Origin of the sequence: Euzebya sp. (assembly GCF_964222135.1) — a bacterium.
Taxonomy (GTDB): Bacteria; Actinomycetota; Nitriliruptoria; order Euzebyales; family Euzebyaceae; genus Euzebya.
In genome coordinates, this window is sequence record NZ_CAXQBR010000013.1 from 1 (window position 1) to 25341 (window position 25341).

The 25341-nt window shown below is 71.7% G+C and carries 23 protein-coding genes; 15 read left to right on the forward strand and 8 right to left on the reverse strand.

Going from position 1 to position 25341, the window contains the following annotated elements:
• From ACEQ2X_RS03575 to lpdA, 3 genes are all read right to left on the reverse strand, one after another.
• On the reverse strand, positions 1–1196 hold a 1196-nt coding region (locus ACEQ2X_RS03575; protein ID WP_370324401.1), incomplete at its 3' end, for a diguanylate cyclase.
• 31 nt (positions 1197–1227) lie between these two features.
• A complete protein-coding gene (gene sucB / locus ACEQ2X_RS03580; protein ID WP_370324402.1) occupies positions 1228–3066 on the reverse strand; it encodes a 2-oxoglutarate dehydrogenase, E2 component, dihydrolipoamide succinyltransferase in 1839 nt (612 codons plus the stop codon).
• 88 nt (positions 3067–3154) lie between these two features.
• Positions 3155–4555 carry a dihydrolipoyl dehydrogenase gene (gene lpdA / locus ACEQ2X_RS03585; RefSeq protein ID WP_370324403.1) on the reverse strand — a complete coding sequence of 467 codons (1401 nt, stop codon included), beginning with the start codon at positions 4553–4555 and terminating at the stop codon, positions 3155–3157.
• A 127-nt stretch (positions 4556–4682) separates the two neighbouring features.
• Between lpdA and gcvT the strand changes: the two genes are divergently transcribed.
• Positions 4683–5789, forward strand: a complete 1107-nt coding sequence (gene gcvT, locus ACEQ2X_RS03590) for a glycine cleavage system aminomethyltransferase GcvT (protein WP_370324404.1) — start codon at positions 4683–4685, stop codon at positions 5787–5789.
• A gap of 15 nt (positions 5790–5804) precedes the next feature.
• The gene (locus ACEQ2X_RS03595; RefSeq protein ID WP_370324405.1) at positions 5805–6830 is read left to right on the forward strand and encodes a succinylglutamate desuccinylase/aspartoacylase family protein; all 1026 of its coding nucleotides are present in this window, start codon (positions 5805–5807) and stop codon (positions 6828–6830) included.
• A 211-nt stretch (positions 6831–7041) separates the two neighbouring features.
• Here the strand turns inward: ACEQ2X_RS03595 and nadA are convergent, their stop codons facing one another.
• Positions 7042–8223 carry a quinolinate synthase NadA gene (gene nadA / locus ACEQ2X_RS03600; protein WP_370324406.1) on the reverse strand — a complete coding sequence of 394 codons (1182 nt, stop codon included), beginning with the start codon at positions 8221–8223 and terminating at the stop codon, positions 7042–7044.
• A gap of 129 nt (positions 8224–8352) precedes the next feature.
• On the opposite strand from nadA, the gene ACEQ2X_RS03605 reads away from it, so the two are divergent.
• From ACEQ2X_RS03605 to ACEQ2X_RS03615, 3 genes are read left to right on the forward strand one after another with little or no spacing between them, the layout of a single operon-like run.
• Positions 8353–9441: a glycerate kinase gene (locus ACEQ2X_RS03605; protein WP_370324407.1), complete on the forward strand. Its 1089-nt coding sequence runs from the start codon at positions 8353–8355 to the stop codon at positions 9439–9441.
• Between the two features lie 20 nt (positions 9442–9461).
• Positions 9462–9938 (forward strand): YbaK/EbsC family protein, encoded by a 477-nt coding sequence (locus ACEQ2X_RS03610; protein ID WP_370324408.1) that lies wholly within the window; start codon positions 9462–9464, stop codon positions 9936–9938.
• A 38-nt stretch (positions 9939–9976) separates the two neighbouring features.
• Complete coding sequence (locus tag ACEQ2X_RS03615) at positions 9977–10351, forward strand: HesB/IscA family protein (RefSeq protein ID WP_370324409.1); 375 nt, start codon at positions 9977–9979, stop codon at positions 10349–10351.
• 24 nt (positions 10352–10375) lie between these two features.
• On the opposite strand, the gene ACEQ2X_RS03620 is transcribed toward ACEQ2X_RS03615, so the two are convergent.
• Positions 10376–10606: a sulfurtransferase TusA family protein gene (locus ACEQ2X_RS03620; RefSeq protein WP_370324410.1), complete on the reverse strand. Its 231-nt coding sequence runs from the start codon at positions 10604–10606 to the stop codon at positions 10376–10378.
• Between the two features lie 159 nt (positions 10607–10765).
• Here ACEQ2X_RS03620 and ACEQ2X_RS03625 point away from each other — a divergent pair, with 159 nt between their 5' ends.
• Positions 10766–11563 (forward strand): endonuclease/exonuclease/phosphatase family protein, encoded by a 798-nt coding sequence (locus ACEQ2X_RS03625; protein WP_370324411.1) that lies wholly within the window; start codon positions 10766–10768, stop codon positions 11561–11563.
• A gap of 15 nt (positions 11564–11578) precedes the next feature.
• Here ACEQ2X_RS03625 and ACEQ2X_RS03630 read toward each other — a convergent pair whose 3' ends face one another.
• Positions 11579–12733: a cysteine desulfurase family protein gene (locus ACEQ2X_RS03630; RefSeq protein ID WP_370324412.1), complete on the reverse strand. Its 1155-nt coding sequence runs from the start codon at positions 12731–12733 to the stop codon at positions 11579–11581.
• A gap of 125 nt (positions 12734–12858) precedes the next feature.
• On the opposite strand from ACEQ2X_RS03630, the gene ACEQ2X_RS03635 reads away from it, so the two are divergent.
• The 4 genes from ACEQ2X_RS03635 to trpD are packed head-to-tail and all read left to right on the forward strand — an operon-like array spanning position 12859 to position 17400.
• Positions 12859–14754 (forward strand): 2-oxoacid:acceptor oxidoreductase subunit alpha, encoded by a 1896-nt coding sequence (locus ACEQ2X_RS03635; protein ID WP_370324413.1) that lies wholly within the window; start codon positions 12859–12861, stop codon positions 14752–14754.
• Positions 14751–15767 carry a 2-oxoacid:ferredoxin oxidoreductase subunit beta gene (locus ACEQ2X_RS03640; protein ID WP_370324414.1) on the forward strand — a complete coding sequence of 339 codons (1017 nt, stop codon included), beginning with the start codon at positions 14751–14753 and terminating at the stop codon, positions 15765–15767. The genes ACEQ2X_RS03635 and ACEQ2X_RS03640 overlap by 4 nt, the downstream gene beginning before the upstream one ends.
• A 46-nt stretch (positions 15768–15813) precedes the next feature.
• A complete protein-coding gene (locus ACEQ2X_RS03645) occupies positions 15814–16374 on the forward strand; it encodes a response regulator (protein ID WP_370324415.1) in 561 nt (186 codons plus the stop codon).
• A gap of 3 nt (positions 16375–16377) precedes the next feature.
• Positions 16378–17400: an anthranilate phosphoribosyltransferase gene (gene trpD / locus ACEQ2X_RS03650; RefSeq protein WP_370324416.1), complete on the forward strand. Its 1023-nt coding sequence runs from the start codon at positions 16378–16380 to the stop codon at positions 17398–17400.
• Between the two features lie 207 nt (positions 17401–17607).
• Here the strand turns inward: trpD and ACEQ2X_RS03655 are convergent, their stop codons facing one another.
• A complete protein-coding gene (locus ACEQ2X_RS03655; RefSeq protein ID WP_370324417.1) occupies positions 17608–18498 on the reverse strand; it encodes an endonuclease domain-containing protein in 891 nt (296 codons plus the stop codon).
• A 272-nt stretch (positions 18499–18770) separates the two neighbouring features.
• Entirely contained in the window at positions 18771–19064 is a 294-nt protein-coding gene (locus ACEQ2X_RS03660) for an Lrp/AsnC family transcriptional regulator (protein WP_370324418.1), read from the reverse strand.
• A gap of 206 nt (positions 19065–19270) precedes the next feature.
• On the opposite strand from ACEQ2X_RS03660, the gene ACEQ2X_RS03665 reads away from it, so the two are divergent.
• The 5 genes from ACEQ2X_RS03665 to ACEQ2X_RS03685 all read left to right on the forward strand — a co-directional run bounded on the left by ACEQ2X_RS03665 (position 19271) and on the right by ACEQ2X_RS03685 (position 25275).
• Positions 19271–21037 carry an ABC transporter substrate-binding protein gene (locus ACEQ2X_RS03665; RefSeq protein ID WP_370324419.1) on the forward strand — a complete coding sequence of 589 codons (1767 nt, stop codon included), beginning with the start codon at positions 19271–19273 and terminating at the stop codon, positions 21035–21037.
• Positions 21038–21120: 83 nt separating this feature from the next.
• Complete coding sequence (locus tag ACEQ2X_RS03670) at positions 21121–22080, forward strand: ABC transporter permease (RefSeq protein ID WP_370324420.1); 960 nt, start codon at positions 21121–21123, stop codon at positions 22078–22080.
• Positions 22073–23128 (forward strand): ABC transporter permease, encoded by a 1056-nt coding sequence (locus ACEQ2X_RS03675; protein ID WP_370324421.1) that lies wholly within the window; start codon positions 22073–22075, stop codon positions 23126–23128. The genes ACEQ2X_RS03670 and ACEQ2X_RS03675 overlap by 8 nt, the downstream gene beginning before the upstream one ends.
• A gap of 3 nt (positions 23129–23131) precedes the next feature.
• Positions 23132–24196: an ABC transporter ATP-binding protein gene (locus ACEQ2X_RS03680; protein WP_370324422.1), complete on the forward strand. Its 1065-nt coding sequence runs from the start codon at positions 23132–23134 to the stop codon at positions 24194–24196.
• Positions 24197–24207: 11 nt separating this feature from the next.
• The gene (locus ACEQ2X_RS03685; protein WP_370324463.1) at positions 24208–25275 is read left to right on the forward strand and encodes an ABC transporter ATP-binding protein; all 1068 of its coding nucleotides are present in this window, start codon (positions 24208–24210) and stop codon (positions 25273–25275) included.
• The last annotated feature ends 66 nt before the right edge of the window (positions 25276–25341 follow it).

Sequence of the window (25341 nt, forward strand, 5' to 3'; positions counted from 1 at the left end):
GCCGTCGGCTCGTCCGTGTCGGGCAGCAGGACGACGAACTCCTCGCCCCCGAAGCGCGCGAGGACGTCCTGGGGGCGGACGAGCGCGCGGGCGCGGCGGGCGATCTCGCAGAGCACCTCGTCGCCGACCGCGTGGCCGTGGCTGTCGTTCACGACCTTGAACCGGTCGAGGTCGAACAGCAGCAGCGACACGGCCCGACCCTCACGACGGGCGCGCTCGACGGCCTGGGCGCCCACGTCGTCGAGGTGGCGGCGGTTCGGCAGCCCCGTCATCGAGTCGTGCGTGGCCATCCGCCGCATCTCACCGAACAGGCGGGCGTTCTCGATGGCGATGGCGGCCTGGGCGGCGAAGGCCTGGGCGATGCGGGCGTGGCCGTCGTCGTAGAAGTCGCCCTCCCGCGAGTCGATGGACAGCATGCCGAGGATCCGGTCGCCGAACTCGAGGGGCACCCCCAGCCACGAGCGGATCCCCGCCGGCATGTGCGGGTTCTCACGGAACGCCGGGTACTCCTCGGGCGCTTCGGCGAGGATCACCGGCTGGCGCGACTCGATCACCAGCCGGTTGGGGTTGTCGTCGGCGCGCAGGTCGAAGCTGAGGGTGAGGATCTCGTCCAGGTTGTCGAAGCCGTGCCCGCCGATGATCTGCAACCGCCGTCCCTCCAGGCGCTGGACGGACGCGCTCGAGTACGGCACGACCAGCCGGAGCTGGCTCAGGATCGCGGTGAAGACCTCCTGCAGCTCGAGGGTGCGGCCCAGCGCCTGGGTGGCGAGCGCGAGGGTCTCGGTCCGCGCCTCCGCGGCGTCCAGGCGTCGCCGGGCGTCGACCAGCTCGAGGCGGAGGGTCAGCTGGTGCCCGGTGGCGCGGACCAGGACCTCGAGGTCGCGGTCGGCGCCCATCTCGGCCACCAGCACCAGGTTGGTCGCCTGCGGGCAGGGGAGGGGCACGGCCAGCAGCGACCCCTCCCGCGCCGCGGTGCCGACGCTGAGCGCGCGAGTGATCGCCGGCTCGAGCTGGCGGGGCACCTCCCCGGCGAGCGCCAGGGGCTCCAGACGGCCGTCGGCCACGTCCGCCACGGCCGCGCCCACCGCGCCCGCACCGTCCACGAGCGCGGTCAGGACGGGCGCGAGGTCGCGTGCGGTCAGGTCATCGACCGCATCGATCGCTGCCCGGACTGCGTCGAGGGCTCGGTGGGGCACGTGTGGGTGGTGTCTACCAGGGCTGCTGGGCTCAGCCGATCTCCTGGTCCCAGTCGGTCGTCTCGAGGACCTCCTTGACGTCGGTCACGAACCGCGCGGCGTCCGCGCCGTCGAGCAGCCGGTGGTCGTAGGTCAGCGACAGGTACATCAGCTGGCGGACCGCGATGGCCTCGCCGCCGTCGGGCCCCTCCACCACGGCCGGGCGCTTCTTGATCGCGCCGATGCCGAGGATCGCCACCTCGGGGTAGTTCAGGATCGGGGTGTCGATCAGGACCCCTCGGCTGCCGGTGTTGGTGAGCGTGAACGTGCCGCCCTCGATGTCGGCGAAGTCGAGCTTCCGCCCGTTCTCGCCGCGGGCCTTCTGGGCCGCCTCGACGATGCCGCGGGCGAGCCCGCCGACCGTCAGGCCGTCCGCGCCCTTGATGTTCGGGACGAGGAGCCCCTTCGGCGTGTCGACGGCGATGCCGAGGTTCACGTAGTCCCGGAGGTACAGCTTGCCGTTGTCCCAGTCGGCGTAGGCGTTGACCATCGGGTGGTTGCGGACGGCCATGAGCGCGGCGCGGGCCACGATCGCGAACGGCGAGAGGGAGACGCCCTCGCGCGAGGCGAAGGTCTCCTTGTGGCGCGCGCGAGCGGCCATCAACGCCGTGACGTCGGCCTCCTGGACCGTGGTCAGCGAAGCGGTCTGGCTCTGGGACTCGAGCATCCGCTCGGCGATCCGCTGGCGGATGCGGGACAGGTCCTCGACCCGCTCGCGATCGCCGGGGGCGCGGGCCGGTTCGCGGGGCTCGTCGGAGCCCTTCGACGGCTTCCCGCCCGGCTTGGACGCCGAGCTCTTCTGCGGCGCCTTCTCGGGCTCGGCGGCCTGCTGGCCGCCCCCGTCGATGGCGGCCTCGACGTCCTCGCGGGTGATCCGGCCGCCCTGGCCGGACCCCTCCAGGCTGTCGAGGTCGATGCCGTTGTCGTTCGCCAGCTTGCGGACGAGCGGCGACGCGAGCGCGTCGGAGCCCTGCGCGGTGGCCGGCGCCTCGCCGGTCTGGGCCGACCGGCTGTCGGACGGGCGCTCGTCCCCACCCGAGGACGGCTCGTCGGCGGACTCCTCGCGGCTGGACCTCTCGTCGCCGCCCCCGCCGCCACCGCCGGCGGCGCCGCTGCCGATCCGGGCCACCACGGTGCCGACCTCGACGGTCTCGTCGACGTCGACCAGGATCTCGGTGATCGTGCCGGCCGCGGGGGAGGGGACCTCGGTGTCGATCTTGTCGCTCGACAGCTCGAAGAGGGGCTGGTCGGCCTCGACGGTGTCGCCGACCTCGACGAGCCACTCGGTGACCGTGCCCTCGGTCACCGACTCACCGAGCTCGGGGAGGGTGACGTCCACGGTCTCGCCGCCGCCGTCGCCACCGCCGTCCTGGGCCTGGCCGCCGGCATCCTGGCCGTCGTCGTCGGCGTCCTCGTCCTCGTCACCCTCGTCGCTGGTCATGTCGGCGGGGGCGCCCTCGGACTCCGCAGCCTCGACGCCCTCGTCGAGCTGCGCGTCCTCGTCGCCGGACTCGTCGTCGGACCCGTCGGACTGCTCGGCGTCCTCGTCCGCACCGTCGTCCGAGCCCCCGCCGCCGTCGCCATCGGCCTCGTCCGGCTCGCCGATGCGGGCCACGACGGTGCCGACCTCGACGGTCTCGTCGACCTGCACGAGGATCTCGATCAGCGTGCCGGACGCGGGCGCGGGGACCTCGGTGTCGATCTTGTCGCTCGACAGCTCGAAGAGCGGCTGGTCGGCCTCGACGGTGTCACCGACCTCCACGAGCCACTCGGTGATCGTGCCTTCGGTTACGGACTCTCCGAGCTGGGGGAGCTCGACATCGGTGGCCATCTCAAGTGCCCTCTCTGAACGCTCTGGGTGTGACGTCGTGGTCGGGGTTATAGCCGGTCGGGCCGCGACGTACGCGGCCGGGGTGCGACTAGCCGTGCAGCGCCTTGCCGGCGAGCGCCATGTGCGCCTCGCCGACGGCCTCGGACAGCGTCGGGTGGGCGTGGATGAACTGCGCGACGTCCATCGGCAGCGCCTCCCAGTTGTAGATCATCTGGCCCTCGGCGATGAGGTCGGTCGCGTGGAGGCCGACGATGTGGACGCCGAGCACCTTGCCGCCGCCCTTCGCCGCCAGCACCTTCACGTGGCCGGCGCCGCCCTGCATCATGGCGCGGGCGTTGTGGCTGAAGGGGAACTTCGCGACCTCGTACTCGATCCCCTCCTCCTTCAGCTCCTGCTCGGTGTAGCCGACCGCGCCGATCTCGGGCTGGCAGTAGTAGACCTTCGGCACGCCGCGGTAGTCGATGGGGGTGACCGGCTCACCGGCGATCTGCTCGGCGACGAGCATCCCCTCCATGAACGAGGCGTGCGCCAGGCCGAGGGTCGGGATCACGTCACCGATCGCGTAGACCACGCCGCCGTCCCCGAACGTGACGCCGGTGCGGCAGTACTCGTCGACGGTGATGAAGTCGCGATCGAGGGTGACGCCGGTCGTCTCCATCCCCATGTCGGCGGTGACCGGCCCACGGCCGATCGCGACCATCAGCAGGTCCGCCTCGACGGTCGTGCCCTTGTCGGTCGTGACCGTGACGACGCCGTCCCCCTTCTTGACGTCCTCCACCTTCTCACCCGTGATGGCCTTGATGCCGCGCTTCTTCAGCTCGCGGGCCAGGACCTTCTGGGTGTCGACGTCCTCGCGGGGGACGACCGCGTCGAGGGCCTCGATGATCGTGACCTCCTCCGCGCCGTAGCCGTGGTAGACGGTCGCGAACTCGACCCCGACCGCCGACGCGCCCAGCACGATGACCCGCTTCGGGACCTGCTCCAGGTACATCGCCTCGTCGGAGGTGATGATCAGCTCGCCGTCGACCTCGGTGATCGGCAGCACCTTCGGGGTGGATCCGGTGGCGAGCACCATCGCCTTGGTGGCCTCGACGTCGCGCTGGCCGTCCTCGGTCTCGACGGTCAGGGTGTTCGGCCCGGTCAGGGTCCCCCGGCCGTTGATCGTCTCGATGCCGCGGGCCTTCATCGTCGCCTGCAGGCCCTTCCAGTTCGCCTCGACGATGCCGTTCTTGTAGTCGAGGACCTTCGGCATGTCGACGCCGCCGAAGGACGTGTCGAGCCCGATGTCCGGGCCGTGCTTCGCCGACTCGGCCACCTCGGCCGCGTGGAGGAACGCCTTGGTCGGGATGCAGCCCCAGTGCAGGCACGTGCCACCGACCTTGGCCTTCTCGACCAGCCCGACCTTCAGCCCGAGCGAGGCGGCTCGCAGGGCGCAGGAGTACCCACCGGTACCCCCGCCGAGGACGACGACGTCGAAGGAATCAGCCATGGGTGCAACAACTCTCTTGGGTCGAGCGGGCGGTCGTGGGACACACGGTCGTGATACCCCGGATCCTAGCGGCGGCTGCATGTCCCACCGGGGCCGGCCGGGCCCGGCGGATACGCTGCGACGTGCGATGAGCACCACCTCCGATCCCGCGCCCACGTCCCTCCGCCGGTCCCCCCTCCACGACCGCCACGTCGCGGCGGGTGCGCGGCTCGCGGCCTTCGCGGGCTGGGAGATGCCCATCGACTACGGGAGCGTCGTCGCCGAGCACAGCGCCGTCCGCGAGCACGCCGGCATGTTCGACCTGACCCACCTGGGCACGATCTGGGTGCGCGGCGACGGTGCGGACGACGTCGTCCAGCGCGCGTTCACCAACGACGTGACCGCCCTGGCGGACGGGCGCTCGCAGTACTCCCTGTGCCTCGACGTCGAGGCGGGGCTCATCGACGACCTGCTGGTCTACCGCCTCGCCGACCGGATCCTCGTCGTCCCGAACGCCGCCAACACCGCGGCGGTCGCCGGCCGCCTCCTCGACCTCGCCCGCGAGCGGGGGGAGTGCGACGTCGAGGTCGCCGACCTCTGCTGCATCGCGGTCCAGGGTCCGGAGTCCATCGGCGAGCTGAGCGCCGGCCTGGCCGGTGCCGGCCTCGACGGCACGCCGACGTCCCTGTCCTACCTCGACTGCGTCGACCTCGAGGGCGGTGGCGTGCTGAGCCGGTCCGGCTACACCGGCGAGGTCGGCTTCGAGGTGTTCGTCGACGCCGACGACGCCGGCCGGCTGTGGGACGCCCTCGCCGACGCCGGCGTGACCCCGGCGGGGCTCGGCAGCCGCGACACCCTCCGCCTCGAGATGGGCTACCCGCTGCACGGCAACGACATCTCGGTGGAGACGACGCCCGTCGAGGCGCTGCTCGGCTGGGCGGTCAAGCCGGGCACCGGCTTCGTGGGGGAGGAGGCGTACGTCGCGGCGAAGGAGGCCGGACCGTCCCGTCGGCTGCGCGGCATCCGGGCGGAGGGACGGCGGCCACCGCGAGCGGGCGACGCGGTCCTCTTGGACGGCGAGGAGGTCGGGACGATGACGTCGGGCAGCTTCAGCCCCGTGAACGAGGTCGGGATCGGCCTCGCCTACGTCGCGGACGGCGTCGAGCTCGGCACGGCGGTGTCCGTGGACGTCCGCGGACGACCGGTCGACGCCGAGGTCGTCCGCCCCCCGTTCGTCGAGAACCGGACCCGGTAGGGCGGGGAGCTGGCCGTGGCCGAGGCGCTCGAGTTCGATGCAGCGGAACCGCACGTCGTGCGGATCGGCGGGGCGGAGGTGCCGCCGGGTGCCCGGGTCGACCTCCGCCTGAGCGTCAGCGAGTCCTACATCGGGGACCGCATGACGATCCCGGTGACGGTGCTCAACGGCGAGGAGCCCGGCCCGAAGATGTTCGTGACCGCGGCGGTGCACGGCGACGAGCTGAACGGCATCGGCGTGGTGAAGGAGCTGCTCGCCACCCTCGAGCCGAACGAGATCGCCGGGACCCTCGTCCTGGTGCCGGTCGTCAACGTCCTCGGCCTGCCCCTCCACAGCCGCTACATGCCGGACCGCCGCGACCTGAACCGCGCGTTCCCCGGGTCGACGGAGGGATCGATGGCCGCCCGGCTGGCCCACACGATCACCACCGAGGTGCTGGACATCTGCGACGTCGGGGTGGACCTGCACACGGCCGCATCAGGACGGGCGAACCTGCCCCAGATCCGGGCGGTGCTCGACGACGAGCGCACCCTCGCCCTGGCCCGCGCCTTCGCCGCCCCGGTCCTCATCGACGCCCCGAACCGGTCCGGGTCGCTCCGCAGCGTCGGCCACGGCCGGGGCATCCCGGTGCTCACCTACGAGGCGGGGGAGGCGCTCCGCTTCGAGGAGACCGCCATCGGCGTCGGGGTCGCCGGGGTGAAGCGGCTGATGAGCCACCTCGGCATGCTGCTCGACCCCGATGTCGAGTCCGACCTCACGCCGATGGAGGCGGACGAGACCCACTGGATCCGCGCCGACCGCGGCGGGATCATCACCCTCGAGGTCTCCCTCGGTGACTGGGTGTCGGAGGGCCAGCCGCTGTGGACGGTCTCCTCGCCCTTCGGCCGGGACCGCAACCCCAAGGAGTCGCCGTACGAGGGCGTGGTGATCGGCGCCTCGACCATCCCGCTCGTCAACCCCGGCGACGCCGTGGTCCACATCGCGGTGCCCGGCGGCGAGGGGGGCTTCGACGAGGACGTCGACGTCGAGTCCTTCTGGTAGGCGCCAGATCCTCGCCGAGCACATCGGGCGGGCTCCGGAAGAAACCCCTTGACCGCCTGTTCCGTTAACTCTACGTTTCGTGCCGGAGCGAGGGAGGAGCACGCCAGGCGGCACGGTGTGCGGCACGCAGATCCGGATCTTCTGAAGATCCCGCGGCCCACACCGTCGCCGCCGGTTCCACGTCCGGGGGCCGTGCGACGGCGACCGCGGATCAGCCGGGCGTGCCCGGGAGGGCGAGCATCCGATCTAGGGCGACCGCAGCCCAGTGGCGCGTCTCGGGGTCGACCGTGATCTGGTTCACGACCCGCCCCTCCACCAGCTCCTCCATCGCCCACACCAGGTGCGGCAGGTCGATGCGGTTCATCGTCGCGCAGAAGCACACGTTGTCGTTCAGGAACATGATGTCCTGCTCGGGGTGCTCCTGGGCCAGGCGGCCGACGAGGTTGAGCTCGGTGCCGATTGCCCACGCGGTGCCAGGCGGCGCCTCCCGGACCGCCTTGATGATCGTGCTGGTGGAGCCGACCACGTCGGCCTGGGTGACGACCTCGTACCGGCACTCGGGGTGCACGAGCAGCTTGACGTCCGGGTTCTTGGCGCGGGCGAGGGCGACGTGGGCGGGCGTGAACGTGCCGTGCACGCTGCAGTGCCCCTTCCACAGGACCACCTTGGCGCGGCGCAGCTCGTCGGCGCTCAGCCCGCCGCCGGGCTTGCGGGGGTCGTAGACCACGCAGTCGTCGAGGGCGAGCCCGAGGTCCAGCACCGCGGTGTTGCGCCCGAGGTGCTCGTCGGGGAGGAAGAGCACCTGGTCGCCCTGGCTGAAGGCCCACTCCATGGCCCGCTCGGCGTTCGACGAGGTGCACACCACGCCGCCGTGCTGCCCCGTGAAGCTCTTGATCGCCGCCGTCGAGTTCATGTACGTCATCGGGACGGTGGTCCCCGGCCCGGTGCCCGCCGCCCGCAGGTCCTCCCAGGCGGCCTCGACCTGGGCGATCTCGGCCATGTCGGCCATCGAGCAGCCGGCGGCCAGGTCGGGGAGGATCACCGACACCTCGTCGCCGGTGAGGATGTCGGCGGTCTCGGCCATGAAGTGCACGCCGCAGAAGATGATGTGCGGCGCGCCGTTCGCGGCAGCCTCCTGGGCCAGCTTGAAGCTGTCGCCGCGGGCGTCGGCGAACTGGATGACCTCGTCGCGCTGGTAGTGGTGGCCGAGCACGAACGCGGAGTCGCCAAGCGCCTCCCGTGCCGCGCGGGCCCGGGCCACGAGGGTCGGGTCGGAGGCCGGCGGGACGTCCCCGGGGCAGATGGTCCCGCGCTCGGCGGTGGGGTCGGCTCCGCGGCCGAGGATCAGCAGCGGCGTGCGCTCCGCGGCCTCGGCGAGCGTCGAGTTCGACATGGTGGCTCCTCGCCGGCGGGGCCGGCACCCGACGTCCGCCGGGGTTAGTGTTCAACGGACACTTACTACGGCCGGAAGGATACCCGCAGCGCGGTGCGGCGGCAGCAGGGGCATCGGTAGCCTCTGGGCGTGCGCGTCCTCATCTGCCCCGACAAGTTCGCCGGCACCCTCACGGCCGTGGAGGCGGCGACCGCGATCGCGGAGGGGTGGCGTGCCGTCCGACCTTCCGACCAGATCGTGCAGGTCCCCCTCGCCGATGGGGGGGAGGGGACGACCGACGTCCTGGCCCACGCCCGGCCCGACGCGGCCGTGCAGACCGTCGAGGTGGCCGACGCGCGCGGCATCGCGACCGACGCCCGGTGGGTCTCGCTGCCCGACGGCACGGCCGTGATCGAGGTCGCCCAGGCGTGCGGGCTGTCGGTCCTGGACGATGGGGACCGGGATCCGCTGCGCACGACCACCTACGGCGTGGGCCAGCTCCTCGCCGCGGTGCTGGCCACCGCCCCCTCCCGCGTCGTGGTCGGGTTGGGCGGGTCGGCGACCGTCGACGGCGGGGCGGGGATGGTCGCGGCCCTCGGGGGCCACGGCCTGCGACGGGCGGACGGCAACGCGGTCAAGGTCGGGGGACGATGGGTGGCCGAGGTCGTGCGGGTCGCCCCCCTCGACCTGGACGGCACGCCGCCCGTCGTGGTGGCGAGCGATGTCACCAACCCGCTCCTCGGCCCCGCGGGCGCCGCCGCGGTCTTCGGCCCGCAGAAGGGCGCCGACGCCGATGCGGTCGCCGAGCTGGAGGCGGCCCTGGCCGGCTGGGCTGACGTGGTCGAGCGGACGCTGCCGGGAGGTCCGTGGCGCGACCGCCCGGGCGCCGGTGCGGCCGGCGGGCTCGGGTTCGCGCTCATGGCGTTCCTGTCCGCCGAGGTGCGCAGCGGCGCGGCGGTGATCGGCGACCTGATCGGCCTCGACCCCGCCCACGCCGACGTGGTCGTCACCGGGGAGGGGAAGCTCGACGCCCAGACCCTCGGCGGCAAGGGGCCCGACGAGATCCGCCGGCGGGCAGCCGTCGCCGGTGCCCGCACGGTCGCCGTCGCCGGGGTCATCGCCGACGACGCGGGGCGGGGCTTCGACGTCGTCGAGGACCTCGGACCCGAGGGGCTGACCCGCCCGTACGAGAGCGCGGTGGCCGCCGCCAGCCGGGCCGCCCGCAGGATCGCCGGCTGAGCCCCGTATGCTCCGCGCCGATGGATGACCTGAAGCCCGCCTCCGCCCGCGTCGTGGCGGCTGCCGCCGAGCGCGGCCTCGACATCGCGATCAGCCGGTTCCCCGAGGGGACTCGGACCGCCGCCGACGCCGCCGCGGCCATCGGCTGCGAGGTCGGGGCCCTCGCGAAGAGCATCGTGCTGATGGGCGACGACGGACCGCTGCTGGTCCTCACCTCCGGCGTCAACCGGGTGGACTACGACAAGGCGGCGGCCGCCGCCGGCGCGAGCGGGGTGCGCCGCGCCGACGCCGACGAGGTCCGCGCGGCGACCGGCTACGCGATCGGCGGCACCGCGCCGTTCGGCCACCCCTCGGAGCTGACCATCCTCGCCGACCGCGACCTGCTCGCGTTCGACACGGTGTGGGCCGCCGCCGGCACGCCCGACAGCGTCTTCCCGCTCACCCCGGACGAGCTGGTCAGGGCCACCGGGGCGACCGTCGCCGACGTCGCCGCCTGATGCCCGGGGGTGGTGCCGTCGGTACACTGCGACGTGCTATGAGCGACACCACCGCAGCCCCGACCACCGACGCCCCCACCGTCGAGGGTCCCATCGCCCTCACGGACTCCGCCGCGGACAAGGTCCGCGAGCTGATGTCTCGGGAGGAGGACTCCGACGCCATCTCCCTGCGGATCGCCGTGCAGCCCGGCGGGTGCGCGGGCATGCGCTACGCGCTGTACTTCGACGACCGCCAGCTCGACAACGACGTCGTCGCCGACGTCAAGGGCGTTCCGGTCCGCGTCGACAAGATGTCCAGCCCGTACCTGCGCGGCACGACGATCGACTGGGTCGACAGCCTCCAGGGCGCCGGCTTCAGCATCGACAACCCGAACGCCCAGTCCTCCTGCGCCTGCGGGGACTCCTTCCACTAGGCGCGTCCCGACCGGCGTGCGCCGTCAACGGATCCGGCGCACGCGGTAGCGCGTGTGCCCGTCCGCACGGGTGACCTCGACCAGTTCCTGGCCGCGCATGCGACACCAGGCGGGCACGTCGGTGTCGGCACCCGGGTCGTCGGCCAGCAGGACCGCCTCGGTGCCGACCGCGAGCAGCTCGACGGCCTTCGCGAGGTCGATCACGGGCAGCGGGCAGGGTCGCCCGCGCGAGTCGATCACCGTCTCGGTCTCCACGCGCGACAGGGTAGCCGGGACCCCGTCCGAGGAAGGGGTCGTGGCGACCTCGGCGAGGTCCGGCTCGACACCTAGGATCGGGCCCATGGCACCCCCCCTGCGCGAGCAGCCGGTACCGTCCCCGCAGCGCGTCGCCCTGCCCACCCCGGAGGCCCTGTCGTGAGGGTCGCCACCTGGAACGTCTGGCACCGCTTCGGCGACGACTACGAGGTGCGGTCCGAGGCCATCGCGACGGCGCTGGCCCCGGTCGACGCCGACGTGCTGTGCCTGCAGGAGGTGTGGACCGAACCGGAGGGCGAGCGCTCCCAGGCCGCGGAGCTGGCGGCGCACCTCGGGCTCGAGGCCCACGCCGACGCCCACCGGGTGGTCAGCGAGGGGTTCACCTTCGGCAACGCGATCGTCTCGCGCTGGCCGATCACCCGCCAGGAGACGCGGCCGCTGCCCCCGCACCCCGACTACGAGGAGTTCCGCACCGTCCTCGCGGTCGAGATCGCCCACCCCGACGGGCCGGTCCAGGTCTTCACGACCCACCTCAACTTCCTCGGCCACCAGTCCGGCGTCCGCCAGGCCCAGGTCCGCGCCGTCGCCCGGATGATGCACGAGTGGCGCCGGGACGACCTCGTCCGCCCGCAGGTCCTGACCGGCGACCTGAACGCCGAGCCGATCAGCGACGAGGTGCGGATGCTGACCGGCCACGCCGACCTCGGCGTCCCCCTCGCCCTCCTCGACGCCTGGCGGGTCCGGGGTCGCGGTGACGGGGCGACCTGGAGCTCCCGCAACCCGTTGACCCACGCGTCGTTCGAGCCGGACCGTCGCATCGACTACGTGCTGGTCGGCTTCCCGATCAGCTACGGCGGGAGGGGGCAGGTCGAATCCGTCGAGATCTTCGGGGACGATCCGGTCGACGGGACGTGGCCGAGCGACCACTTCGGGGTCGTCGCCGACCTCAGCGACTGACCCGGGGGAGGGGCGTCACATGCCGGCGCGCGTCCGCAGCCCCTCCACCACACGGGCGAGCACCTCGACGAAGGAGTCCGCGTCGGCGGTGGTGACGCGCCCGTCGAAGCTCAGCCGGACGTGGCCGTGGGTCAGCGCCCGCATCGCGACCAGCACGTGGGAGGGCTCGCCGCTCGTCGCCGCGCACGAGGACCCGCTGTGCACCTCGAACCCCTCGGCGTCGAGGGCGGTCACCAGCGCCTGCCCCTCGACGTACAGGGCGCTGACGGCCAGGACGTGGGGGAGGGTGCCCTCGGTCGGGCCGTGCACGGCCAGGTCCGCGACGGCCTCCGGGAGGCGGCGGCGGAGGTGGCGGCGCACCGCGTCGGTCGCTGCGGCCTGCTGGGCGGCCTCGCCGTTCGCGCTGCGCGCCCGCAGGGTCGCGAGCGTCTCGGCCATCGCCGCGATCCCCGGCAGGTCCTGCAGTCCCGAGCGGCGGCGGCGCTCCCGCTCGTCGCCGGTCAGCTGGGCGGCGAAGCGGGCCCGGGGCGAGGTGAGCAGCGCCCCGACGCCCCGCCCGCCGCCGAACTTCGCGGCGCTGGTCGTCAAGTAGTCCGCACCGAGGTCGGCGAGGGACACCGGGAGGCGCCCCGCGGTCTGGCAGGCATCGACGTGGAGGAGCGCGTCGGCGGTGCGGCACAGCTCGGCGACGGTGTCGAGGGGCTGGATGGTGCCGACCTCGTGGTTGGCGTGCTGCACGTTGACGAGCGCCGCGCCGCCGTCGGCCAGGACCGACGCCAGCTCGTCGGTGTGGACCCGGCCGTCGAGGTCGACGCCGACGACGACGTGCTCGTGGTCGTGGAGGGACGCAGCGGCGTCGGCGGCGGCGAGGACCGCCGAGTGCTCGACGGCCGTCGAGACGATGCGACGGGGACGGGTGCGGTTGGCCGCGGCGGTGCCCCGCACGGCCAGGTGGATCGCCTCGGTGCCCGACCCGGTGAACACCACCCCGTCGGGTCGTCCGCCGAGCTCCTCGGCGACCGCACCGCGGGCACGCTCGAGCAGGTCGCTCGCCGCCCGTCCGTTCGAGTGCAGGCGCGTCGGGTCGCCGGGCAGGGCCTCGGCCACCTGGGCGTGGGCGGCGAGGGCGCGTGGGTGCCAGGGGGCGGCTGATGCGACATCCAAGTACACGGGGGATCCACTTCCATGAACGGCGGGGTGGTGGGCACTACCATGCCAACGGGGCGTCTGCAGCCTCCCAGAGAGGGGCACGCCGAGAGGGTCGACCAGGCCGCCGCCCCAGGAGGGCCACAACGGTGTCAGACACCACCACGACCGTCCCGCACCAGTCCGGCGGGAAGACCGTCGAGCGGCTCGACACGGTCACCATCCGGTTCGCGGGCGACTCCGGCGACGGCATGCAGCTGACCGGCTCGCGGTTCACGTCGGCCACGGCGGAGGCGTACAACGACCTCGCGACGCTGCCGGACTTCCCCGCGGAGATCCGGGCCCCCGCCGGGTCGCTGCCCGGCGTGTCGGGGTTCCAGCTGCACTTCGCCGACCACGACATCCTGACGCCGGGCGACGCCCCGGACGTGCTGGTGGCGATGAACCCGGCCGCGCTGAAGACCAACCTCGACGACCTGGTCCGCGGCGGCACGCTCATCGTCAACACCGACGCGTTCACCCGCGGGAACCTGAAGAAGGCGGACTACGACGAGAACCCGCTCGAGGACGGCTCCCTCGAGGGCTACCGCGTCTTCCAGGTGCCCATCACGACGATGACCGTTGGCGCGCTGGAGGACTTCGACCTCGCCTCGAAGGAGAAGCAGCGCTCGAAGAACATGTTCGCCCTCGGCCTGATGAGCTTCATGTTCAGCCGGCCGACGAAGGGCACCGAGGACTGGCTCCGCGCCAAGTTCGCGAAGTCCCCGGACGTCGCCGAGGCGAACATCGCGGCGTTCCGGGCCGGTTGGGCGTTCGGCGAGACGACCGAGATCTTCAGCCACCGCTACGAGATCCCGCCGGCCAAGCTGCCGCCGGGGACGTACCGCCAGATCACCGGCAACACCGCGCTGGCGTACGGCCTGGTCGCCGCCGGGCACCAGGCCGGGCTGCCGTTCTTCCTGGGCGGGTACCCGATCACCCCGGCGTCTGACGTGCTGCACGAGCTCAGCCGGCACAAGCACTTCGGCGTCAAGACGGTGCAGGCCGAGGACGAGATCGCCGGCATCGGCGCGTCCCTCGGCGCGGCGTTCGCCGGGTCGCTCGCGGCGACGGTGACGTCCGGTCCGGGCATCGCGCTGAAGACCGAGGCGATCGGGCTGGCCCTCTCCGTCGAGCTGCCGCTCATCGTCATCAACATCCAGCGCGGCGGTCCGTCGACGGGGCTGCCGACGAAGACCGAGCAGTCCGACCTGCTGCAGGCCATGTACGGCCGCAACGGGGACTCCTCGGTCCCGATCGTCGCCGCCGCCACCCCCGGCGACTGCTTCTTCGCGGCGATCGAAGCGGCGCGCATCGCCCTCAAGTACCGCACGCCGGTGATCCTGCTGTCCGACGGCTACCTGGCCAACGGGGCCGAGCCCTGGCGGGTCCCCGACGTCGAGTCCCTCCCCGACCTCCGCGACCTGGTCGCCTTCGCCACCGGGCCGAACGCCGACGGTGAGTTCATGCCGTTCCTCCGCGACCCGGCCACCTTGGCCAGGCCGTGGGCGATCCCCGGCACGCCGGGCCTCGAGCACCGCATCGGCGGGCTCGAGAAGGCCGACGGGACCGGCAACATCTCCTACGACCCCGACAACCACCACCACATGACGATGCTGCGCAAGCAGAAGGTGGACGGGATCGCGACGGACATACCGGAGCTCGCCGTCGATGGCGACGCCGACGCCGACGTGCTGGTGGCCGGGTGGGGGTCGACCTACGGGCCGATCCGCCAGGCGGTCCGGAAGGTCCGCGCGGCGGGCGGGAAGGTCGCGCGGGTGCACTTCCGCCACCTCAACCCGTTCCCCGCCAACACCGCGGAGGTGATGGGGCGCTACCAGCGGGTGGTCGTCCCCGAGATGAACACCGGCCAGCTGTCGGTGCTGCTGCGCGACCGGTTCCTGGTCGACGCGCGCGGCTACAACCGCGTGCGCGGCCTGCCGTTCACCACCCAGGAGCTGGCTGACGAGCTGACCGCCCACGTCGACGAGGTGTCGGGACGATGACGACTGCAGAGCTCCCCCAGTACAAGAAGAAGGACTTCACCTCCGACCAGGAGGTGCGGTGGTGCCCGGGCTGCGGGGACTACTCGATCCTCGCCAACGTCCAGGCGACCATGCCGGACCTCGGCGCCCGTCGCGAGGACATCGTGTTCGTGTCCGGGATCGGCTGCTCCAGCCGGTTCCCGTACTACATGAACACCTACGGCTTCCACTCCATCCACGGGCGCGCGCCGGCGATCGCGACGGGCGTCGCGGTGGCCAACCCGCAGCTGAAGGTCTTCGTCATCACCGGCGACGGCGACGGGCTGTCGATCGGCGGCAACCACCTGATCCACGCCCTGCGCCGCAACGTGGACATGACGATCATCCTCTTCAACAACCAGATCTACGGGCTGACCAAGGGCCAGTACTCCCCGACGTCGGAGACCGGGAAGATCACCAAGTCCACCCCGTTCGGGTCCCTCGACCACCCCTTCAACCCCGTGTCGGTCGCGCTGGGGGCCGAGGCGTCGTTCGTGGCCCGCTCCATCGACACCGAGCGCGACCACCTGCGCGACATGATCGAGGCGGCGGCCGCCCACCGGGGCACCTCGTTCATCGAGGTCTACCAGAACTGCAACATCTTCAACGACGGGGCGTTCGACGCGCTGAAGGACGACCCGGAGGCCAACCAGATCCGCCTCGAGCACGGCCAGCCGATCCGCTTCGGCCCCGACCTCGAGCGGGGGATCGCGATGTCGCCGCACGCCCGTCCGGAGATCGTCGACGTCGCCGACGTGGGGGAGGAGAACATCCTCGTCCACGACGCGCACCGCGAGGACCCCTCCTTCGCGTTCATGCTCAGCCGCATCGCGCACTCGCCGAAGGCGCCGACGCCGATCGGCGTCTTCCGCCAGGTCGAGCGCCCGGTCTACGACGAGCAGGTCCAGGCCCAGGTCGACGCCGCCGTGGAGCGGCGCGGCGCCGGTGACCTCGCCACCCTGCTGGCGGGCAACGAGACCTGGCAGGTGAGCTGACCGGCGGTGCTCGGGACGCGGTACGCCGTGGCATGATCGGGCCCCCATGAAGATCCTCCTCGTCGCCGACCACTCGTCCGTCGCCGCCCAGGTCACGACCGCGGTGGAGGGGTGGGACGACTCGTCGGTGTTCCACGTCTCCATGCCCAAGCGCGCCTTGGCGCTGCTCGACGAGGGGGAGGCCTACGACGTCGTCGTCGCGGACAACGACACCCACCCTGCCGGCGGGCTGTTCCTGTGCCGCGAGGTCAAGGCCCGCTGGCAGATGGGACGCGAGATGCCGCCGGTCGTCCTGCTGATCGCCCGGCCGCAGGACTCCTGGCTCGCGAACTGGGCCCAGGCGGACGCCTACGTGCTGAAGCCGGCCGACCCGTTCGACCTGCGAGAGGCGCTCGAGGCCGTCGTCGCGGGCGAGCCCGTCCCGGCGCTGCCCGGCATCGGCGGCGAGCCCAAGCCGAGCCTGCTCGACCCCGGTCCCTCGGCCGCGGTCGCGGCACGGACCGGCGCCGCTGGACGCCCCGACGAGGGCGGCGCGGCCGAGTTGCCCGCCGGGCGGACGGGGTCGGAGGCCGAACCGGGGCTCGGCGTCACCCCGATGGGCGACTAGGCGGTGGAGGTCCACCTGCCGGAGGTCCTCGCGACGCTGCTGCGCGGAGAGGACCTCGACGACGCGACCACCTCGTCGGTCATGGCCCTCATCATGCGGGGGGACGCGACCACGGCGCAGGTGGCGGGGCTGCTGATGGCCCTGCGGATGAAGGGCGAGACGGCGGAGGAGATCGCCGGGCTCGTGCGCTCCATGCGCCGCTTCGCGCTGCCGGTCGAGGTCGGCGGGCCCGTGGTCGACACCTGCGGGACGGGAGGGGACCGGGCGGGGACGTTCAACGTCTCGACCGTCGCGGCGCTCGTGGCCGCGGGCGCGGGTGCGTCGGTGGCCAAGCACGGCAACCGGGCCGCGAGCGGGCGGTGCGGGTCGGCGGACCTGCTCGAGGGGTGGGGGGTCGTCATCGACCTGCCGCCGGACGCGGTGGCGCGCTGCATCACCGAGGTCGGGATCGGGTTCTGCTTCGCGCCGCGCTACCACCCGTCCATGCGTCACGTGATCCCGGCCCGGCGGGAGCTCGGCGTGCCGACGGTCTTCAACTTCCTCGGGCCGCTGACCAACCCGGCCGGGGCGCAGCACCAGACGATCGGCGTGTCCGACCTGGCGGTGGCCGAGAAGATGGCCGACGTCCTGGCCCGCCTCGGCACCCGCCACGCGCTGGTCTTCCACGGATCCGACGGGCTGGACGAGCTGACCACCACCGGACCGTCGACGGTCTGGGAGGTCCGTGACGGCGAGGTGCGCCGCAGCGAGTTCGACCCGGCCGCGCACGGGGTGGCCAGCGCGACGGTGGACTCGCTGCGCGGCGGCGGGCTCGAGGAGAACATGCGCATCGCCGAGGACGTGCTGCGAGGGGTCGAGGGCCCACCGCGGGACATCGTCGTGCTGGGCGCGGCGGCGGCGCTCCGGGCGGCGGACGTGGCCGATGGCTGGGACGAGGCGCTCGCGGCGGCGGCGGAGTCCCTCGACTCCGGCCGGGCGCTGGCGGTCCGCGACGACTGGGTCGCGCTGAGCAAGTCGCTGGGCTGAGGTCGTCGCTGCGGTCCGGGGCGAAGGGCGACGGGTGACGGGTGGCGCCGAGGTTGGGCGCGATCGGGGCCTCCTTCGCCTGACGGCGCAGTTCGGCGCGATCCTGGCTGCGGTCCGGGGCGGCGGGCGCCGGGTGACGCCGAGGTTGGGCGCGATCGGGGCCTCCTTCGCCTGACGGCGAAGTTCGGCGCGATCCTGGGAACGGGGTCACGCCCCCTTGCGTCGCAGCGCCGCCAGCATCGCGTGGTACATGTCCGCGATCTCCCGGGCGACGGCCTGGACGTCCTCGTCGATGTCGTAGATGAGGTAGCGCACCGTCGACCACTCCTCGGGCTTGACGGCGCGGTCACGCCTGCGGTCCTTGGCCTGCTGGTCGGGATCGAGGTGGTGGGGACCGTCCACCTCGACGTCCAACTTGACCTCGAGGATCGCGATGTCCGCCTGGGCGATGATGCGCCCGGTCCGGTCGCGGATGGGGTACGGCTCGGGGTGGATGGGGACGTCCAGCTGTCGGAGCGCACGCCGGAGGTTGCGTTCTCGCTTCGAGTGCGAGGCGTTGCCGCCGAAGTCCGCCAGGACCCGGCGCAGGCGCGCAGACCCGGGGAACTTGCCCCGCTCATCCGCTGTGGCCGTGATCGCCGCGAGGGTCGTGAGCCGGCCGGCCAGGGCGCGGCTGATTGCGTGGGCCACCGCGCCGTCGGGGTTCTTGTAGCTGTAGTCGCAGAGGGCGTAGTCGACGGGGACGCACCGGATCCGGTGTCGCACCACGGCGTGCTCGGGCATGTGGCTCGATCGACGCACCTCGAAGTCCCGCTCCTTGCGGCTCCCCTTGCCCTCCGGGACAGCCACCTCGATGTGACCAGGGGGCCTGGGCAGGACCCCGAGCGCGTACAGGGCTGCCTCACCGGTCAGCATCGCATCGTCACCTGCGATGGTGAGCGCGACCGCGGACTGGAACCAGAAGTCGCGCCGGGCTCCGGGTAGGGCGTAGGTCCCCTTGCCCACGCCCTCGTACTCAGGGCGGTTCGGCAGCACGTCCTTCGTGATGCCGTTGCGATGGAGCTCGAGGGCGGTGACGACGCCGTGCAGGTGGTGCATGGCGCACAGCACACCGCACGCGCCGACGGAGACGGTTCAGTTATCCACAGCGGACGTCCCGGCGCGTCCGCCCAACGATCGCGCCGAACTTCGCCGTCAGGCGAAGGAGGCCCCGATCGCGCCCAACCTCGCCGACGCCCGGCGCCGCCCTGCTTCCAGGATCGCGCCGAACTTCGCCGTCAGGCGAAGAAGACCCCGATCGCGCCGAACTTCGCCGCCGCCCGCCGCCGCCCGCCGCCCCCCGGCGCCGCCGCCCCGCCGCCCCGCCGCCCCTACAACCCCTCCGCGTCCTCGAAGCCCACCCCCCACAGCCGCTCGAGGTCCTCCGACGCGTAGGCGCGGAAGGCGATCATCGTGTGGGTGCCGGTCACGCCCTCGACCTTCGCGATCTCGTTGGTGACGACGTCGGCGATCTCGTCGTGGGTCCGGACGCGGACCATGGCGACGAGCTCCCAGTCACCGGTCACGGAGTAGACCTCCGTCACACGGTCGATGTTGGCCAACGTGGTCGCGGTTTCGGGGATCCGCGCCACATCGACGTGCAGCAGGACGATGGAGGTGATCACACCGGCACCATATCCCCCCGTGCCGTGGACAGATGGTCCGTCCGCAACCAGGCGATCACCCCCTGCGACCGCGCGGTGTGCGCACAAAGGATTCACCTCATAGCCATCCGGCGCTAGTCTTCCCCGTACTTCTACACCAACGATCGCTGTAGGAGGGGGCCTTCCCAGCCCGCAGGACCCGTCGAACTCAAGGGAGAGAACACGGAATGAACAGACGTCTGCTCCAGCTGCTGGCCCTCATGGCCGCGCTGATGCTCTTCGCCGCAGCGTGCTCAGGTGGGGAGGAGGGTGACGACACGGAGGTCGACGCGACCGAGGAGGACGCGGGCGCCGCCGAGGACGAGGAGGCCGCCGACGAGCCCACCGACGAGGAGGAGGCCGCGCCGGAGGGCACCGAGGAAGAGGCCGCCTCGACCGGCGGTGGCGAGGGCACCCTCAGCGTCTACATCTGCGAGCCCGAGTCCCTGATCCCGCAGAACACCAACGAGACCTGCGGCTCCGAGGTCCTCCACGCGATCTACTCGCCGCTGGTGACCTACGACTCCGAGACCAACGAGGCCCAGTGGGGTGAGGACTCCCCCCGCGCGATGGCCGCGGACATCACCTCCGACGACAACCAGGTCTGGACGATCACGCTGAAGGAGGGCTGGACCTTCCACGACGGCGAGCCCGTCACCGCGCAGTCCTTCGCGGACGCCTGGAACTTCGGCGCCCTGTCCACCAACGCCCAGGGCAACAGCTACTTCTTCGGCCCCGACGTCCTCAACATCGAGGGCTTCGAGGACCTGCAGGGCGAGACCGACGACGAGGGCAACATCGTCTCCGAGCCCGCGGCTGAGGAGATGAGCGGCCTGAACGTGGTCGACGACACGACCCTCGAGGTCACCCTCGGCGCGCCGTTCTCCGGCTTCCCGACCGTCCTCGGCTACACCGCCTTCTACCCGGCCCACCCGTCGCTCCTCGAGGACCCCGAGTCCTTCAACGAGCAGCCCATCGGCAACGGCCCGTACATGCTGAACGGCCCGTGGGAGCACGACGTCGCGATCAGCACCACCCGCTTCGAGGACTACGGCGGCGAGCCGGCCCAGAACGGTGGCGTGGAGTTCCAGATCTACGCCGAGATCAACACGGCCTACAACGACCTGCTGGCCGGCAACCTCGACATCATGGACTCCGTCCCGCCGGAGCAGCTCGGCTCGGTCGCGGACCAGTTCGGTGACCGCTTCATCGAGCGCCCGTCCTCGTCGTTCACCTACATCGGCTTCCCGACCTACGACCCGGCGTTCGAGAACCCGGACCTGCGCAAGGCCTTCTCGATGGCGATCGACCGCCCGGCGATCATCTCGGCGATCTTCAACGACACCTTCACCCCGGCCGACGCCATGGTCACCCCCGTGGTCGACGGCTACCGCGAGGGCGCCTGCGCCGAGGCCTGCACCTACGACCCGGAGGCCGCGGCCCAGCTGTTCGAGGAGGCCGGCGGCTACGACGGCACCCTGACGCTGTGGTTCAACTCCGGCGCCGGCCACGAGGAGTGGATGGAGGCGGTGGCGAACCAGCTGCGCCAGAACCTCGGCATCGAGGACATCCAGTTCGAGTCCCTGCAGTTCGCGGACTACCTGGGTCGCCTGGACAACCAGGAGATCACCGGTCCGTTCCGCCTCGGCTGGGTCATGGACTTCCCGCTGCCCGTCAACTACCTGGCCCCGATCCACGGGACCGGCGGTTCCTCCAACAACACCGGCTACTCGAACCCCGAGGTCGACAGCCTGATCCAGGAGGGTCTGGCCGCTGAGTCCACCGAGGAGGCCATCGAGCTCTGGAACCAGGCCGAGGACCTCATCATCGAGGACATGCCCATCATCCCGATGTGGTTCGGCCTCGTGCAGGGCGCGCACTCGGAGAACGTCGACAACGTCACCATCGATGCGTTCACGCACATCGGTCTGGCTGACGTGAGCGTCTCCAGCTAGCACATCGCTCCACGACCGGGGTGGGGTCCCTTAGTCTGGGACCCCACCCCGCTGTCGCGGTACCGATCACGAGGAGGTGATCCGTGGGGCGATACATCATCCGGCGCCTGCTGCAGTTCATCCCGGTCTTCTTCGGGGCCACGCTCCTGATCTTCACGCTGGTGTTCCTGATCCCGGGCGACCCGATCCGGGCGCTCGCGGGGGAGCGGCCGCTCCCGGAGAACGTCCAGGCTGAACTGCGGGACCAGTACGACCTCGACGACCCCTTCTTCGTCCAGTACGCGAAGTACATGGGGTTCATGCAGGACGACGACACCGAGAGCTACAACGGGATCCTGCAGGGGAACTTCGGGACGAACTTCCGAGGTCGGCCGGTCAGCGACATCATGGCCCAGGCGTTCCCCCTGACCCTCCGCCTGGCGGTGGGGGCGTTCCTCTTCGAGATCGTCCTCGGCATCATCGCGGGGGTGCTCGCCGGGCTCCGCAAGGGGTCCTTCATCGACAACCTCGTGCGGGTGTCGACGATCACGGTGATCTCGATCCCGATCTTCGTGATCGGCTACGTCGCCCAACTCGTGCTGGGCGTGCAGCTCGGCTGGTTCCCGATCTCGTACTCACCGGCCGACGGGTGGTTCACCTACCTGCTGCCCGCGATCGTCCTCGGCTCCCTCAGCCTGGCCTACGTCGCCCGGTTGACGCGGACCCAGCTGATCGAGAACAAGCGCGCCGACTTCGTGCGGACGGCCCGCGCCAAGGGGTTGCCGAACGGTCGGGTGACGATCCGCCACACGTTGCGGAACAGCCTGATCCCGGTCGTGACGTACCTCGGCATCGACTTCGGGACGCTGCTCGGCGGCGCCATCGTGACCGAGACCATCTTCAACTTCCCGGGCATCGGGCGGACGGCCTACGACGGCGTGATCCAGCAGGAGGGCACCGTCGTGGTCGGCATCATCACCGCGCTGGTGATCATCTACGTGGTCGCGAACCTCCTGGTCGACATCGCCTACGCCTACCTGGACCCGAGGATCCGCTATGAGTGAGACCCGTCGAGAGGACTCCGAGGGCGCGGGCCCCACGACCCAGGCCGGCGACGCCGAGCACGCGAGCGCGCTCATCGACCAGCACCCCACCAAGCCGGGCGAGGCGATCACCGCCCAGCCGCTGCCCGAGGCGACGGAGGTGGGCGACCGCTCCAGCCTGTGGGGCGATGCGTGGCGCCAGCTGCGCCGCGACCCGATCTTCATCGCCTCGGCGATCCTGATCGCCATCTTCGTCCTGATGGCGATCATCCCCCAGGCGTTCACCTTCTGGATCGGCGGCGAGGACTGCGCCGGCACCAGCCGGACCACCGGCGAGGCGTGCTGGCAGGACCCCGAGTACGCCGAGCTCGGCCGCAGCGCCGAGTCGCCCAGCTCCGAGCACCCCTTCGGCTTCGACGTCCAGGGCCGCGACCAGGTCACCCGCATCATCTACGGCGCGCGGAACTCGATCGCGATCGGCGTGTCGGTGACCGTCGGCGCGATCGTGATCGCGCTGGCCCTCGGGTCCCTCGCCGGGTACCTCGGCAAGGGCTTCGACGCGGTGACGTCGCGCATCACCGACATCTTCTTCGCGATCCCGGTGACGCTCGCGGGCATCGCGTTCCTCAACATCCTCCCGAACCGCGGGATCCCCGAGGTCGCCGGGGTGCTGATCGCGTTCGGCTGGCCGACGATGATGCGCATCGTCAGGTCCCAGGTGATCAGCGAGAAGGAGCGCGAGTACGTCCTCGCCGCCCGGGCGCTCGGCTCAGGCGACATCCGCATCATCACCCGGCACATCCTCCCGAACTCCCTCGCCCCGGTGATCGTCTACGCGACGATCTTCATCGGCGTGATCATCTCGGCGGAGGCGACCCTGTCGTTCCTCGGCGTCGGGCTGCAGCTGCCGGCGATCTCCTGGGGGCTGATGGTGTCCGAAGCCCAGAGCCGCCTGCTGCAGGCCCCGCACCTGCTGCTGTTCCCGGGCATCTTCATCTCCCTGACCGTCTTCAGCTTCATCCTGATGGGCGACGCGCTCCGCGACGCACTCGACCCGAGGCTCCGCTGACCCATGAGCACCACCACATCCGACCGCTTCACCGACGCGAGCAAGTGGGAGGGGTCAGAGATCGGCGGGCGTCCCGTCGACCCCACCGCGCCCCTCCTCGCCGTCGACAAGCTGAGCGTCGAGTTCCGCACCGACCGCGGTGTCGTGAACGCCGTCAACGAGCTGTCCTACGAGCTGAACGCGGGTGAGACCGTCGCGATCCTCGGCGAGTCCGGGTCGGGGAAGTCCGTCAGCGCGCAGGCCGTGATGGGCATCCTCGACAGCCCGCCCGGGTTCGTCACCAACGGCACGGTCAAGTTCCGCGGCGTGGACCTGCTGACCCTCCCCGAGCGGGAACGGCGGGCCATCCGCGGCAACCGCATCGCGATGATCTTCCAGGACGCCCTGACGGCCCTGAACCCCGTGTACACGGTGGGCTGGCAGATCTCGGAGATGTTCAAGGTCCACCAGGGCATGAAGAAGAAGGAGGCGCGGGAGCGGACGATCGAGCTGCTCGACCTCGTCGGCATCCCCACGGCTCGCGACCGCTTCGACGCCTACCCCCACGAGTTCTCCGGCGGCATGCGCCAGCGCGTGATGATCGCCATGTCCCTGGCGCTCGACCCCGACGTGCTGATCGCCGACGAGCCCACGACCGCGCTCGACGTGACGGTCCAGGCCCAGGTCATGGGGCTGCTCGCCGAGCTGCAGGAGCGCTACAAGATGGGGCTCATCCTCATCACCCACGACCTCGGCGTCGTCGCCGACGTCGCCGACCGGGTGGTGGTGATGTACGCCGGCAGGGAGGTCGAGAAGGCCACGGCGAAGGAGCTGTACGCCCAGCCGCTGCACCCGTACACGGCCGGGTTGATGAACTCCATCCCGCGCGCGGACCGGTCCGGCCAGCGGCTCGACCCCATCGTCGGGCAGCCGCCGGACCTCGCGCACATCCCGCCGGCGTGCCCGTTCCACCCGCGCTGCCCGATGTTCCGGCAGGGCCACTGCGACGTGGAGATGCCCGCCTTCCGCGAGCTGGCCCCCGGCCGGTTCAGCGCCTGCCACTACGCCGAGGAGCTGTACCAGACGTGAGCGCGCAACCGATGACCCAGCCCCCGGCGGCGGCGACCGACACCGTCATCCGGGCGGTCGACGTGGTGAAGCACTACCCGATCCGCCAGGGCATCGTCTTCAAGAAGACCATCGGCCACGTCCGCGCCGTCGACGGGGTCAACTTCGAGCTGCGGCGCGGTGAGACCCTCGGCCTGGTGGGGGAGTCCGGGTGCGGCAAGTCGACGCTGTCCCGGACCCTGCTGCGGCTGGAGGAACCGACCGCCGGCGAGGCCTGGTTCGAGGACCAGAACATCTTCGAGCTGTCGAAGACCGAGCTGCGCCGCCTCCGCCGCCGCATGCAGATCATCTTCCAGGACCCCTACGCGTCCCTGAACCCCCGCATGACCGTCGGCGACATCGTCGGCGAGGCCTACGAGATCCACAAGGTGGAGGGGGCGAAGGACACCAAGGGCAAGCGGAAGAAGGTCCGCGAGCTGCTCGACCGCGTCGGGCTGAACCCCGACTACGAGAACCGGTACCCGCACCAGTTCTCCGGCGGGCAGCGCCAGCGCATCGGCGTCGCGCGGGCCCTCGCGCTGAACCCGGACGTGATCATCCTCGACGAGCCGGTCAGCGCCCTCGACGTGTCGGTCCAGGCCCAGGTCGTCAACCTGCTCGAGGACATCCAGGACGAGTTCGGCCTGTCCTACATCTTCATCGCCCACGACCTGTCGGTGGTCCGCCACATCTGCGACCGCGTCGCGGTGATGTACCTCGGCAAGATCGTCGAGATCGGCGACGAGTTCCAGATCTACGAGGAGCCGACGCACCCCTACACCCAGGCGCTCCTCAGCGCCGTCCCGGTGCCGGACCCGAACGTCAGCGAGAAGCGCGAGCGGATCGTCCTGCAGGGCGACGTGCCCAACCCCGCCAACCCGCCCAGCGGCTGCAACTTCCGGACCCGCTGCTGGAAGGCGGAGGAGAAGTGCGCCGAGGAGGAGCCGGACCTGCTCGACCGGTTCGGCCACGGCCACCCGTCGGCGTGCCACTTCGCCGAGAAGATGGAGCACGTCCTCGGCTCGGTGTCCGACCCCGACGCGCCGGCCCAGGAGTACTGAGCCCCGCCGGCCCCGGGCGAGGATCGCGCCGCACCTCGCCGTGAGGCGAGGCAGGCCCCGATCGTG